This is a genomic window from Herbiconiux sp. A18JL235 (assembly GCF_040939305.1).
GTDB lineage: Bacteria > Actinomycetota > Actinomycetes > Actinomycetales > Microbacteriaceae > Herbiconiux.
Genome location: NZ_CP162511.1, coordinates 392,830 through 405,666, shown reverse-complemented (window position 1 = coordinate 405,666; position 12,837 = coordinate 392,830). Strand labels below are relative to the sequence as shown.

The 12,837-nt window shown below is 70.8% G+C and carries 11 protein-coding genes; 1 reads left to right on the top strand and 10 read right to left on the bottom strand.

From position 1 onward, the window contains the following. Nucleotides 1-164 precede the first annotated feature (164 nt). The 10 genes from ABFY20_RS01885 to ABFY20_RS01840 form a co-directional block, all read right to left on the bottom strand. Complete coding sequence (locus tag ABFY20_RS01885) at nucleotides 165-1,688, bottom strand: aldehyde dehydrogenase (NADP(+)) (RefSeq protein ID WP_368498258.1); 1,524 nt, start codon at nucleotides 1,686-1,688, stop codon at nucleotides 165-167. Nucleotides 1,689-1,721: 33 nt separating this feature from the next. Continuing rightward, nucleotides 1,722-2,864, bottom strand: a complete 1,143-nt coding sequence (locus ABFY20_RS01880; protein WP_368498257.1) for a LacI family DNA-binding transcriptional regulator — start codon at nucleotides 2,862-2,864, stop codon at nucleotides 1,722-1,724. Then, nucleotides 2,861-4,081 (bottom strand): fumarylacetoacetate hydrolase family protein, encoded by a 1,221-nt coding sequence (locus ABFY20_RS01875; protein ID WP_368498256.1) that lies wholly within the window; start codon nucleotides 4,079-4,081, stop codon nucleotides 2,861-2,863. The genes ABFY20_RS01880 and ABFY20_RS01875 overlap by 4 nt, the downstream gene beginning before the upstream one ends. Before the next feature lie 157 nt (nucleotides 4,082-4,238). After that, nucleotides 4,239-5,033 carry an enoyl-CoA hydratase/isomerase family protein gene (locus tag ABFY20_RS01870; protein WP_368498255.1) on the bottom strand — a complete coding sequence of 265 codons (795 nt, stop codon included), beginning with the start codon at nucleotides 5,031-5,033 and terminating at the stop codon, nucleotides 4,239-4,241. After that, a complete protein-coding gene (locus ABFY20_RS01865) occupies nucleotides 5,030-6,271 on the bottom strand; it encodes a hypothetical protein (protein ID WP_368498254.1) in 1,242 nt (413 codons plus the stop codon). The genes ABFY20_RS01870 and ABFY20_RS01865 overlap by 4 nt, the downstream gene beginning before the upstream one ends. After that, entirely contained in the window at nucleotides 6,268-7,560 is a 1,293-nt protein-coding gene (locus ABFY20_RS01860; RefSeq protein ID WP_368498253.1) for a CaiB/BaiF CoA transferase family protein, read from the bottom strand. The genes ABFY20_RS01865 and ABFY20_RS01860 overlap by 4 nt, the downstream gene beginning before the upstream one ends. A 99-nt stretch (nucleotides 7,561-7,659) precedes the next feature. Further along, nucleotides 7,660-8,781, bottom strand: coding sequence for an aldose 1-epimerase family protein (locus ABFY20_RS01855; protein WP_368498252.1), 1,122 nt, complete (start codon nucleotides 8,779-8,781; stop codon nucleotides 7,660-7,662). Then, nucleotides 8,778-9,521, bottom strand: a complete 744-nt coding sequence (locus ABFY20_RS01850) for an SDR family NAD(P)-dependent oxidoreductase (RefSeq protein ID WP_368498251.1) — start codon at nucleotides 9,519-9,521, stop codon at nucleotides 8,778-8,780. Before ABFY20_RS01850 ends, ABFY20_RS01855 begins: the two co-directional genes overlap by 4 nt. A gap of 36 nt (nucleotides 9,522-9,557) precedes the next feature. After that, nucleotides 9,558-10,472, bottom strand: a complete 915-nt coding sequence (locus ABFY20_RS01845) for a sugar phosphate isomerase/epimerase family protein (RefSeq protein WP_368498250.1) — start codon at nucleotides 10,470-10,472, stop codon at nucleotides 9,558-9,560. Nucleotides 10,473-10,518: 46 nt separating this feature from the next. Next, nucleotides 10,519-11,619: a Gfo/Idh/MocA family protein gene (locus ABFY20_RS01840; RefSeq protein WP_368498249.1), complete on the bottom strand. Its 1,101-nt coding sequence runs from the start codon at nucleotides 11,617-11,619 to the stop codon at nucleotides 10,519-10,521. Between the two features lie 127 nt (nucleotides 11,620-11,746). Here ABFY20_RS01840 and ABFY20_RS01835 point away from each other — a divergent pair, with 127 nt between their 5' ends. Then, nucleotides 11,747-12,829 carry a substrate-binding domain-containing protein gene (locus tag ABFY20_RS01835; RefSeq protein ID WP_368498248.1) on the top strand — a complete coding sequence of 361 codons (1,083 nt, stop codon included), beginning with the start codon at nucleotides 11,747-11,749 and terminating at the stop codon, nucleotides 12,827-12,829. The last annotated feature ends 8 nt before the right edge of the window (nucleotides 12,830-12,837 follow it).

The following is a 12,837-nucleotide window of genomic DNA, read 5'->3' as shown; positions in this document are numbered from 1 at the left end:
CACGATCGACACGTCACAAGACGCCGCCTCAGCACCCTCCAAGCGGCACTTCGCGACGGGTTGGCGACACGGCGGCGCGCGCATCGGCCCGCACGCGGCGCGCGGGGGGGCGGCCCGCGGTGCGGCAGCGGAGCGCGCACCGGCGCTCGGCGGCGCGCGCCGCGCTACGCGGGCAGCACGAGCACGCCGTCGACGCGGCGCGGGATGCCCGGGTCGGCGTCGCGCAGCTCGACGGGGAGCGCCGCCTGCGGCGCGTTCTGCCACGCGAGCGGGCGCAGGAAGCGGCGCACCGCCGTGACGCCCACCGAGGTGTGCTGCGAGTTCGTCGAGGGCCACGGCCCGCCGTGCTGCTGCGCCCAGGTCACCCGCACACCGGTGGGGAACCCGTTGAACACGATGCGCCCCGCACTCGCCTCGAGCGTCGGCGCCAGCGAGGCGACCAGGTCGGACTCGTCGTCTTCGACGTGCAGGGTCGCGGTCAGCGACTTCGGGATGCGCCCGAACGCCTCCTGCACCTCCTCCAGCTCCGAGTACCTGGCCACCACCACGAGCGGCCCGAAGCACTCCTCGGCGAGGGTCTCGTCGAGCGCCCCCGCCGTCGTCTCGAGCAAGGTCGGCGGCACGAAGAACCCGTCGGCCGAACCCGCGCCGTCGGGCACGTCGGCAGAGCCCTGGGCCGCCACCGGCGCACCCCCCGCCTCGAGCCGCGCCGAGATCTCACCGAACGAGTCGCGGATGCGGTCGTTCAGCAGCACCTGCGCCCCCGCCTCCCGCGTGAGCCCCTTGAGCTGCTCGACCAGCGCCTCACCGGCAGCCCCAGAGGGCACGAACGCGATGCCGGGCTTCGTGCACAGCTGCCCGGCCGACCCCGTGAACGACGTGAACAACCCGCTCGCGATCTCGGCGGTGCGCGCCGCCGCGGCGCCCGGGGTGATGACGAGGGGGTTGATGCTCGAGAGCTCCCCGAAGAACGGGATGGGGTCGGGCCGCTCGTCGATCGCCGCCTGCAGCGCCGACGCCGCCCCCAGCGATCCGGTGAACCCCGCCGCCTTGATCGACGGATGCTTCACCAGCGCCACCCCCGCCCGCTGCCCGTAGACGATGCCGAACGTTCCCCGGGGCGCCCCGACGGTCTCCGCGGCACGCTGCAGCACCTCGAACGAGAGCTTCGAGGTGAGCGGATGCGACCCGTGCGCCTTCACGACGACGGGCGAACCCGCAGTGATGGCCGAGGCGGTGTCGCCGCCGAGCACCGAGAAGGCGAAGGGGAAGTTGCTCGACCCGAACACCGCAACCGGACCGATCGAGACCAGCATGCGCCGCACATCCGGGCCCGGGCCGAGCGGGGTGTCCCCGGCGTGGTCGATGGCGGCCTCGACGAAGCTGCCCTCCCGCACGGCTTCGGCGAACAAGCGGAACTGGAAGGCGCTGCGCCCGGCCTCCCCGGTGAGCCGGGCGACCCCGAGCCCGGTCTCGGAGTCGGCGACGGCGACGAGTTCGTCGCGGGCCTCGTCAACGGCGTCAGCCATGGCGTCGAGAAGCCGGGCGCGGAACTCGCGCCCGCGCGACTGCAGTTCGTGGGCGGCGGAGGCGGCCCAGCGGGCGATCTGGTCGACGCCCTCGACGGTAGTCGGCTCCAGGTCGGTGGCAGCGCTAACACCCGAGCGTGGATCGGTGGTGGTGAGCATGAGGTGCATCCTTCGTGTGGGGGTGGGGGCAGGTCAGGCGCTCTCGCGCGCGACCACGGAGTAGCCGAGGTCGATCTCGGCGGTGTCGACGGTGCGGTGGGTCATCCGGGCGAGCAGCAGCTCTCCCGCCACCGTGCCGATCTGACGGTTCGGCACGGCCACCGTGGTGAGCGTGGGCACGAGGTGCCGCCCGATCTCGAAGTCACCGAACCCGGTGATGGCGATGTCGCCCGGCAGCGAGATACCCCGGCGCGCGCACTCCAGCACCGCACCGGCGGCGAACACGTCGCTCGCGAACATGAGCACGTCGGTCTCCGGATGCGCGCGCAACGTCTCGTCGAGCAACCGACGGCCGGTCTCGAAGTCGACTGTCGCGGTGCCCGAGTCGACGACGCGCACCGTTTCGCCCGGGAACTCCTTGCGCACGCTCTCCTCGAACGAGGTGCGCCGGGCGAGGGCTCGGAAGTCGCCGGTCTGGAACGAGCCGGCGAAGGTCGGGTGCCGGTAGCCCCGCTCCACGGCGAAGCGCACAAGGGCGGCGATCGACTCGCTGTTCGAGAAGCCGACGACGCTGTCGATGGGGTCGTCGGAGAGGTCCCAGGCCTCGACCACGGGCACCTTCGACTCGCGCAGCAGGTGGGTGGCGTTCGGCGAGTGGTCGGTGCCGACGATGAAGATGCCGTCGGGGCGGCGGCCGAGGAAGGCCCGCACGAGCTCCTCCTCGTGCCCCGGCCGGTAGTCGGTGGAGCCGATGAACAGCTGGTACCCCGCGGGCGAGAGCACCTCTTCGAGGCCGTGGAGCGCGTCGGCGAAGACCGACGCCGAGATGGCGGGGATGATCGCCGCCACTGTCATGCTGCGGTTGGAGGCGAGGTTCGACGCGGCGAGGTTCGGCACGTACCCGGTGGCGGCGATCGAGTTGCGCACGCGCTCGAGGGTGAACTCCGAGACGAGCTCGGGCGTGCGGATGGAGCGCGACACGGTCTGCGGCGAGACGCGGGCGTGGCGGGCGACGTCGTCGAGCGTCACGGTGTTCGTGGAGCGGCGCGACGGGCGCGCGGCGACCACCCCTGTCGCGCCCGGTTCGGTGACGGCGACTGCTCCCGCATCCTCCCCGGTCTCGACGTCGGGCTCGCGATCCAGGGCGAGGGCGGTGGTCGCGCCCTCGGCGCTCACAGCAGCCGCCTCCCGGCGAGGTTCGCCATCAGCGAGCCGATCCCGAAATGCCATGGCTCGCACCTCTCGCTCTGCTCGACCTGATTGACCAGACTACCCAGTTCGGGTGCCGAGATCCGCACGATGTCGCCGGTCTTGTGGGTGAAACCGCGGTCGGGCTCGTCGCGGTCGACGATGGGCGCGAACATGGTGCCGAGCATGAGCACGGCACCGTCGGGGTACTGGTGCTGCGGGCCGACGAGCTGGCCCACGAGCTCGACCGGGTCGCGGCTGATCTGCGCCATCTCCGAGCTGCCGTCGAGGTGGAAGCCGTCGCCGCCCTCGCCCGCGTCGATCTCGAGCGTCACGCGCATCCGTCGCACCGCGTCGAGGTCGAAGCCGTCGTCGAACAGGCGGATGAGGGGGCCGAGGGCGCAGGAGGCGTTGTTGTCCTTGGCCTTCGGCAGCAGGAGGGCGGAGCGGCCTTCGACGTCACGCAGGTTGACGTCGTTGCCGAGGGTGGCGCCGACGATGCGCCCCGAGCCGTCGACGAGGAGCGCGACCTCGGGTTCGGGGTTGTTCCACGAGGAGGTGGAGAGAACTCCCACCTGCACGGCGGGGCCCATCGCCGAGAGCGTCGGGCCCTTGGTGAAGATCTCGGCGTCGGGGCCGATGCCCACCTCGAGGTACTGGCTCCAGAGGCCCTGCTCGACGAGGTAGCGCTTCAGCGCGACCGCAGCGTCGGAGCCGGGCTTGACCTCGCTGAGGTCGGTGCCGATCTCGGCGAGGATGCTCTCGCGCATCCGTGCCGCCGCGTCGATGTCGCCGCGCACGCGCTCCTCGATCACCCGCTCGATCATCGAGACGGCGAAGGTGACGCCGGCGGCCTTGAGCGTCTGCAGGTCGACGGGGGCGAGCAGCCACGGCTCGGCGGGGTCGCGCACCTCGGCGGGCGTGTTGGCGTAGAGCTCGTCGAACGAGCCGAGCCGGGTGGCGGATGCTGCTGCCGCAGCCTCGCGCGCCGCCGACGCCGGGTCGGCGGTCTCGGCGAGCGCCGCCACGGTCGCGTAGCTCGCACTGATGTCGAACACGCCCTCCTGGGTGACGAGCACCGGCGAGGGGCCCTCGACCTCGGGTATCCACGCGCGCCCCACGAGGGCGCCGGCGTAGCGGTCGGCGGGCAGAGCCTGCTCGGCGGTGCCCGCCCACGCGGCGGGAGTGGTCTCGAGGGTGCTCATGAAGTCTCCTGGTGGGTGGGGGTGGCGCGACGCCCGCGTCGGTCGCGGGCGGGTGTGGCGCGACGCTCATCCTGGTCGCGCAAAGTGCTCTCATTCGCGCGCGAGGGAGCACTCTGTCCGACCAACGCGAGCCGGAAGGGGGCGCGGGAGGTGCGCATCAGCGGCGCCTGAACACGCCGGGGCGCTTCTCGGCGAAGGCCGCGCGGCCCTCGGCGGCGTCGTCGGTGGCGAAGGTCACCGTCTGCAGGTCGCGCTCGTAGGCGATCGCCGCATCCTGGGGCAGGTTGTAGGCCGCGCGCAGGTTGGCCTTCGCGGTCTCGGCGGCGATGGGCGGTCGCGAGGCGATGACCCGGGCCAGCTCGATCGCCCGGGGCACGAGGTCGGCGGGCTCGGTGAGCTCCGACACGAGCCCCCAGCCGAGCGCCCGCTGTGCGTCGATCGGGTCGCCGGTGAGCAGCATGAGCGCCGCGTTGCTCGCCCCGATGGAGTGGCCGAGGAAGGTGCTCATGCCGCCGCCGCCGATCCACCCGAGCTTGATCTCGGGCGCCGCGAACGAGGCGGTGGTCGACGCGATGCGGATGTCGCACGTCATCGCCGTCTCGAGCCCCCCACCGAACGCATACCCGTTCACCGCGGCGATGACGGGCTTGCGCAGCTCGCGCAGGGCGTCGCAGTAGTCGGTGCGGTTCCTGAAGTCCCACGGGGTGGCGTACTTGTCGAGCTGACGGATGTCGGAGCCCGCACAGAACGACCGCTCCCCCGCCCCCGTGAGCACGACGACCCGCACCGCGTCGCTGTCGTTCGCCCACTCGGCGAGCACGACCAGCGCATCCGACATCTCCTGGGTCACCGAGTTGAGCTTCTGCGGCCGGTTGAGGGTGACGACGAGCACCTGCTCGTCGAGCTCGGCGGTGATCTCCTCGGTGCCGAGCTCGGGAATGACCTCGCTCATCGCGTGACCTTCTCTCTGGTGGTGGGAACGGATGCCGCGACCGACGCCGCGAACGCCGCCTCGAGCCGGTCGATCCCCGCGTCGACGCCGATCTCGCCGACCACGACGTCGCGCACGATCGCCGACCCCTCGCTCTGGAACGGGATGTACCCGGCGTACCGCGGGCGCACCCACGACTGCTCGAGGGTGGCGCGGGTTCCCGAGTAGAAGCCGCTCGCGGCGGCGTCGACCTCGGGGTCGGCCCAGGCGGCACGCGCCGACGGCTGCCCGTCGTGCTGCGGGATGAACCGGCGCTGCGCCTCGGGCGACATCAGCCACGCGATGTGCGCCACGAGCTCGGGCGTCACCTCGGCGTGCGAGCTCACGGCGAGGCCGGTGCCGCCGATGGTGGAGCCTCGGCGGCCGCCGGGGGTGACGGAAGGAGCATCCGCGAACCGCACCTCGGCACCCGAGTAGTTCACGTAGCCATAGACGAGCGGGCAGTAGGCGATGTCGTCGCCGTCGCTCAGGCGCTGCAGCAGCGCGATCGGGTTCTGCCGCTCGGAGCCCGCCGGGATGCGCGAGCCGATCGACCTCATGGTCTCGAGCACGGCGGAAGCGGTGGCCCGGGAGACGAAGCCGAAGTCCGGATGCGCGGGCAGCTCCTCACCCCAGGCCACGCAGAGCGAGGCGAAGGTGAGGAAGGCGTGGGGGCCGGCGAGCGACAGGGCGACGGGTGCCCGGCGGGAGAGCTGCTCGACCTCGGCCCAGGTCTCGGGCAGCTCGGCCACGGGCACCAGGCGCGGCTTGTGCACGGCGACCTGGGTGGCGGCATCGAGTGGAAGCGCCCACTGGTAGCCGTCGGCCGAGTAGGAGTCGAAGGAGGGGCCGACGCTCTCGCGCGACCAGCGTTCGATGCGCTCGGCGCCCACCACCGCATCCATCGGCTGCAGGGAGTGCAGCTCGAGGGCCTCGCCGAGGTGCGGGTGGTCGAGCACGATGAGGTCGTACTCGCGCGCCAGCTCGTCGATGGGGTGCGACTCGAAGTGCTCGAGGGAGTGCGCGCTCCAGGTGAGGTCGACGGGCGGCGGGGTGGCGGGCGAGCCCTCGCCCCCGGCACCGTCGGCCGCCGCGCCACCGCTCGCCCCGCCGTCACGGTTCGAGCCGGCCGCTGCCGCCGCCGCGCCCGCTGCCGCCGCCGCGGTCAGCGCGTTGCGCCCCCGCGGGTGGTCCCAGGTGATGCCGCGGTAGCCGCTCACGCACGCTCCCCGGCAGGTTCGGGCGCCGGCTCGTCGGCCGGCACCGCCACCGCGCCCGCGGCGGCGAGCTCGTCGACCCGCGCGGGGTCGTAGCCGAGCTCGACCAGGATCTCCCGCGTGTGCTCCCCCGTGAGCGGCGCCCCGCGGTCGATGCGCGCGGGCGTCGCCGAGAGCTTGTACGGGAATCCGGGCGTCTTGACGAGCCCCTCGGTGGGGTGCTCGTACTCGATGAAGGTGCCGTTGTGCTTGATCTGCTCGTCGTCGACGAGGTCTTGATAGCCGTACACGGGCCCCGCCCAGATGCCCACGGCGCCGAGGGCCTCCATCCATTCCGCCGTGGTGCGCGTGGTGAGGCGCTCTGCGGTCTTGCGGTAGATCTCGTCGCGATGGGCCCAGCTGTCGGTCTCGGTGTCCATGCCGAGGAAGCTCGGCTCGCCGATCACCTCGCCGAGCGTGTGCAGGTCGGGCATGGCGAGGGCGAGGTACCCGTCGGCCGTGGAGAAGGTGCCGTAGGGGGCGCGGATGTAGACGTGCGCGTGCGGCTGCTCGCTGCGGTGCTGCCCCACCCCGCCCACGGTGAAGACCGAGAGCTCCTGCATCTGCAGGGTGGTGATGGCGTCGAGCATGTTCACCGTGACGAGCTGACCCTCTCCGGTGCGCTCACGGTGGAAGAGCGCGGCGAGCACGCCCTCGAACGCGGTGGAGGCGGTGACGGCGTCGACGAGGTACTGGCCCGCCGGGGTGGGCGGGTTGCCCGCCGAACCGGCCGAGAGCATCGCCCCGCTCATCGCCTGCAGCAGCAGGTCTTGCCCCGGCCGGTTGCGGTAGGGGCCGTCTTCGCCGTAGCCCGAGATCGAGACGTAGACGAGCGACGGGTTGATCTGGCGCAGCGTCTCGTAGTCGACGCCGAGACGGCCGGCGACCCCGGGCCGGTAGTTCTGCAGGAAGACGTCGGCCGACTTCACCAGCTCGTAGAGGATCTCCTTGCCCTCGGCCGACTTGAGGTCGACGCCGATGGAGCGCTTGTTCCGGTTGAGCGAGAGGAAGGAGACGTTGATGCGGTTGCCCGTCGCGCCTCCCGCCGCCGCGTGCCGCTGCCACTCGCCGGTGGGCGGCTCGACCTTGATGACGTCGGCGCCGAGGTCGCCGAGGCGCTGGGCCGCGAAGGGGCCCGCCATGGCGATGGAGCAGTCCAGCACCCGGATGCCCGAGAGCACCTCGGGGGCGGACTCTGCGGATGCAGATGCTTCGGATGCAGCGGTGTAGGCACCCGTGCCGGTGTCAGTCATGGTCGTTCCTCATCGATCGTGGCCGCACATTCGTATGATGGAATGGCAGCGCTAACATCAGCATATCAGCGGGAGTGCGGCAGGTCATCATCGACGTGCTTACTCGGGCTGACCGTGGATGGCGCGGATGGCCTCGCGCACGGCCGAGGTCTCGGCCTCGCCCTCGAGCACCGTGATGGTGGTCGAGTACTCACGGCTCTCGCCGTGCTCGAGGAAGGTCATCGAGCCGTTCTCGCGCGCGGCGCCGTCGCCCGAGACGTGGTGGGTGGAGGGCTCGAGACCCACGGCGTACTGGCCGCTGCGCAGGTTCTGCCACTCGAAGAAGTGCGGCATGCCGGCGGCCTCCCAGGCCACCTCGGCGCCTCGAGACCCGTCGGCCGCGATCAGCGCGACGCGGTGGCGGCCGTCGGGGCCGGCCACGAGCTCGTGCTCGCGCACCTGCTCGACGAATCCTTTGATGGGTGCGGGAAGGGTGCGGTACGAGATGCCCTGCTCGGCGCAGGAGTCGCTCTCCCACAGCATGCGCGCGATCGGGGCCACGAACTCGGTGCCCTCGTCGACGAAGGGCCAGCCGATGTTGAGGTGGTAGAGGAACATGTGCGGCGTCGGCTCGAAGCCGAGGTTGTCGACCACGTCGTGGAGGCGGATCTGCCGCCCGTCGAAGTCGAGCTCGATGGTGCGGGTGAGCCGCAGGTGCTCGCCGAACGAGGTGGCCTGGACGACCTCGCCCACCACCCGCAGCACGGGGGTGCCCGTAGCGCCCGGCACCTCGCGCGCCTCGAGCAGCCGGGCCGGGATGGCCGTGAGCCTGCCGTGCAGCCCGTGCGTCACGCTCTGCTTGGGCGGGTAGGCGTACCGCGTGGCGTCGACCTCTCCGCCGAACAGCGTGTGGTCGAGGCCGCCCGACACGAGCAGCCCGTCGAGGGCGCGCAACCAGGAGAGGCCGCCCTCGTCGTTGTGCTCGTGCAGCCCGGGGTGCCGGAAGCCGTTGCCCGAGCGCCAGCCGAGCGGCGCGCCCTTGAAGCGCGCCGAGCCGAGGTCGAACGCCCGGTCGACGAGCACCTCGAGCTCGAGGCCGGCCGAGGTGCGCAGGTCGATGGCGCGCACGCCGCGCTCCACGCCGTTGTCGAGCACCACCTGACGGATGCCCGCCACGGCCGAGAGGTCGCCGGTGCGTTCCGCGAGCTGCGCCGCGCTGAGGTCTGCGCCGAAGATGTTCATTTCATCACCCATCCGCCGTCGACGTTGATGGTCTGGCCCGTGACGAACGACGAGTCGGGGCCGACCAGGAAGGAGACCACGGCGGCGAGCTCCGCATCCGTTCCCCGGCGCTTCAGCGCCTGGTGCTCGATGACGTGCGCCGAGTACTCGGCGGCGTCGCCCTGGATCTCCTCGGCCTTCGTGGGGAAGGCGCCGGGCGACACCGCGTTCACCCGCACGCCGAACTCGCCGAGCTCGCGGGCGAGGGCCCGGGTGAGCGCCACGGCGGCGCCCTTGGTGGAGACGTAGCTGGCGAGGTTCGACCAGCCGCCGTTCCAGGTGATGGAGCCCACGTTCACGATCGCCCCGGAGCGGCGCGCGACCATGCCGCGCGCCGCCACCTGGGCGGCGTAGAAGTAGCCGCGCTGGTTCACCGTGACGACGTCGTCGTACTCGGAGAGCGGGATCTCGAGAAAGGGCGTGCTCGGGTAGATCGCGGCGTTGTTCACGAGCGCCTCGACGGGGCCGAACTCGGCCTCCGTTCCGGTGATCGCCGACTCGATCGCCGAGGCGTCGCGGAGGTCGGCCTGGAGCATCCGCACCGGCACCCCTGCCCCCTCCAGCTGCGCCGCCGTCTCGGCGAGGTCGTCGCTCGGCCGGCCGAGCACGCCCACGGCGAAGCCGTCGGCCCCCAGCCGCAGAGCCGTCGCCCGGCCGAGCGCGCCGCCCGCGCCCGTGATGATCGCCACCTTCTGATGCACGTCTGTCGTCCCTCTCGTCCCGCTCCCCGATACCGGCTAGATCGTGTACTTCTTGAGGATATCCGTGACGAACTGCTTGGCCCGCGGGATGTCCGACTCGTCGAGGTGCTCGATGATGAGCGGCACGTTGGGGTTCTGCTCGCTGAGGCGCTGCAGGTACAGCTCGTAGTCGAGGGAGCCGAGGCCGGCGGCCGGCAGCTCGATCTCGCCGACGCCGCGGAAGGTGTGCGAGGCCAGCGCGTCGTCGTCGCCGATGTCGGCGTGCTTCTCGCTCTTGTCGTCGCCCGCGCGCTTGACGTCCTTGGCGTGGGCGATGCGCACACGGTCGCCGAGCACGTCGAACACCTCGTTGAGCACACCGGCCTGGTCGTCGATGTTGGAGGCGTCGAAGTAGTTCGTCGGGTCCATCAGCAGCTCGAGGCCGGGGGTGCGGATGTCGTTGAACACGCGCGCGGTCTCGCGCACCGAGCCGATGACGTTGTTCACGTAGGTCTCGAGGAGGAACGTCGCGCCGTGGTCGTAGGCCTCCTGCGCCAGCTCGGCGAGCACGGTGCGCACCTGCTCGTAGGCGTCTTCGGAGCGGTTGTGCGGGTCGTGGTCCCACTCGCTCTCGGGGTTGAAGGTGCCCGACTCCGAGATGACGTACTTCGAGCCGAAGTTGCGGGCGTTGCGGATGATCTCCTTGAGGTACTCGACGTTCGCCTTCCGGTGCTCGGGGTCGGGGTGGACGATGTTCGTGTAGCCCGAGATGGCCGAGATGGGCAGGTCGTGGTCGCGGAAGGTGTCGCTGACGAGCTTCGCCTTCTCCTTGGTGATCTGGCCGGCGCTCAGGTCGAGGTCTTTGAAGTGGAGGTCGAGCTGCACGGTGTTGAAGCCGTGCGCGCGGATCTTCTCGGCGGTGGTCTTGAGGTCGTAGGGGTAGTAGGCGGTGAAGATGCCCAGCTGGATCATGGCGTCGTTGCTCCTTGTTGTCTGGCTTGTTCGGTAGGAAAGGTGTCTAGAGGGCGAACTCGGAGAGCTGCACCGGACGCTTCTCGGCGATCGAGCGGTAGCCCGCCTCGATCAGCGCCATCGTCTTCACGTTGTCGGCGACGCTCAACTCCGGGGCACCACCCGTCTCGACGGCGTGCTGCACCTGCTCCATCACGCCGATGAAGGCGTGCGGGAACCAGTGGGTGTCCCAGCTCGGCGAGACCCACTCGCCGTCGGTGTGGGTGCGCGAGGCGTAGCGGATGCTCGACGGCTCGCCGGTGGGCCAGCCGATGGTGCCGTTGGCCACCCCCGCTGTGCCCTCGACGCGCCACCTGATGAAGAAGTCGTCGTCGTAGCCCTCTTCGCGCGGGCCGCCCCAGACGTCTTCGACGCTCAGCGCCAACACGTCACCGGGGAAACGGAGAGTGGAGACGACGATGCCGTCTTCGTGTTCGAACGTGGTGCGCGGGTCTTCACGCACCACCGTGGTGATCTCGCTCGGGTCGCCGAACAGGTAGCGCAGTGCGTCGAGGTGGTGCACGCTCATGTTCGCGAGCGTCAGCCGGTCGTACCCCTCGAGGAATCCCTGCCAGTGCGGCACCGCGTGCATGTCGATCTGCGCGAACACCGGTTCGCCGAGCGCGCCCGAGTCGAGCAGTTGCTTGAGCACGCGGATCGACTGGTCGTAGCGCATGTTCTGGTTGACCGAGAGGATCTTGCCGGCCGCCGCGGCCTCGTCGCGGAGCGCGAGCGCCTCGTCGAGGTCGAGCGCGAGCGGCTTCTGCGCGAGCACGGCCTTGACGTGCGGCTGCGCCAGCGCCTCGCGGATGAGCGCGGGCTGCTGGTCGGGCGGGAAGGCGATGTCGACGATCTCGACCTCGGGGTCGGCGATGAGCTCCGAGGGCGTGCCGTGCACGGTCGGGATGCCGTAGCGCTCGGCGACCGCGCGGGCGTTGGCCTCGGTGCGCGACGCGATGGCCACGACGGGAAACCCGGCCAGCTGATACGCGGCCAGGTGCTGGTCGGCCATGATGGCGCCGGCGCCGATGCACCCGATGCGGTGGCTCCGGGTGCGGATGTCGACGTCGGGCCGCAGCTCGGGCCGGGCTGTTGTCGAGGTGGTCACATTCACTCCAATCGCGTCGTTGCGACGATTTCATCACCGTAACGGAAACGAATTGATAGCGCTACTGGTAGCGCTGCCATTTCTACGCTACCGTACCGAGCACAGTCCGATTTCAAGGGAGAAATCCATGCACAGTCCACAGCGCACCCGATTCGCGAAGGGCGCGGCGGCCCTCGCCGCCGCCTCCTCGCTCGCTCTTCTCGCCGGGTGCACCAGCGCGCCCGCCGAGGGCGGAGGCTCCACCGGAGCATCCGGTGAAGACGGCAAGTTCGTCATCGGCTTCGAGCAGCCCCTGGGCGGCCAGGCCTGGCGCGAGATGGGCCTCGCGTCCCTGCAGGCCCTGGCCGCCACCCCCGAGTACGCCGACAAGGTCGAGCTCAAGATCGTGCGCACCAACGACAACGACGCCGCCCAGCAGAACGCGGCGATGCAGAACCTCATCGCCGACGGTGTCGACCTCATCCTGTTCGACCCCGCCTCCTCCTCCGGCGCCGACGCGGCCATCACCCAGGCCACCGCGCAGGGCATCCCGGTGATCGCCAACGGCGGCCCCTACGACTCCGAAGACGTCTACATCGTCTCCACCGACTGGGCGAACGCCGGCACCATCGGTGCCGACTGGCTGCTCGAGAACCTCGGCGACAACAAGAACATCGCGGTGCTCGAGGGCCTCGCGGGCGTGCCGCTGAACGAGGGCTCGATGCCCGGCGTCATCACCACGCTCGAAGACGGCGGCGCGAAGGTCGTCGCTCAAGACACCAACGGCTGGAACGAGGCGACCGCGCAGGAGGCCATGTCGAACATCCTGCGTTCCAACCCCGACATCGGCGGCGTGTACTCCTTCCTCACCGGCGGCCAGGGCGTGCCCGAGGCCTTCAAGGCCGCAGGGCTCCCCTTCGTGCCCGTCGTCGGCGGCTCCGGCTACAACGGCGAGGCGTGCACCCTCGCCGACAACGCCGCGGCGGGCCTCAAGGGCAACATGGTGTTCGGTCAGCCCGCCATCTACGCCAAGGGTCTCGAGCAGGCCGTGAAGCTGCTCGAGGGCGAGGAGATCGAGAAGGAGCAGTACTACGAGCCGCTCCAAATCACCGAGGAGAACGCCGCCGACTACTGCATCGCCGACAAGCCGAACAACTTCCAGCTCGGTTACGACTTCCCCGGCCTCGACCTCACGCTCGACGAGGTTCTCGCCTTCTACTCCGGCTCCTAGGAGATCTT

Coding starts and splice junctions, on each gene's coding strand:
- ABFY20_RS01860 (WP_368498253.1), bottom strand. CDS start 7,560: ATGACTGACACCGGCACGGGTGCCTACACCGCTGCATCCGAAGCATCT.
- ABFY20_RS01835 (WP_368498248.1), top strand. CDS start 11,747: ATGCACAGTCCACAGCGCACCCGATTCGCGAAGGGCGCGGCGGCCCTC.
- ABFY20_RS01870 (WP_368498255.1), bottom strand. CDS start 5,033: ATGAGCGAGGTCATTCCCGAGCTCGGCACCGAGGAGATCACCGCCGAG.
- ABFY20_RS01855 (WP_368498252.1), bottom strand. CDS start 8,781: ATGAACATCTTCGGCGCAGACCTCAGCGCGGCGCAGCTCGCGGAACGC.
- ABFY20_RS01875 (WP_368498256.1), bottom strand. CDS start 4,081: ATGAGCACCCTCGAGACCACTCCCGCCGCGTGGGCGGGCACCGCCGAG.
- ABFY20_RS01885 (WP_368498258.1), bottom strand. CDS start 1,688: ATGCTCACCACCACCGATCCACGCTCGGGTGTTAGCGCTGCCACCGAC.
- ABFY20_RS01845 (WP_368498250.1), bottom strand. CDS start 10,472: ATGATCCAGCTGGGCATCTTCACCGCCTACTACCCCTACGACCTCAAG.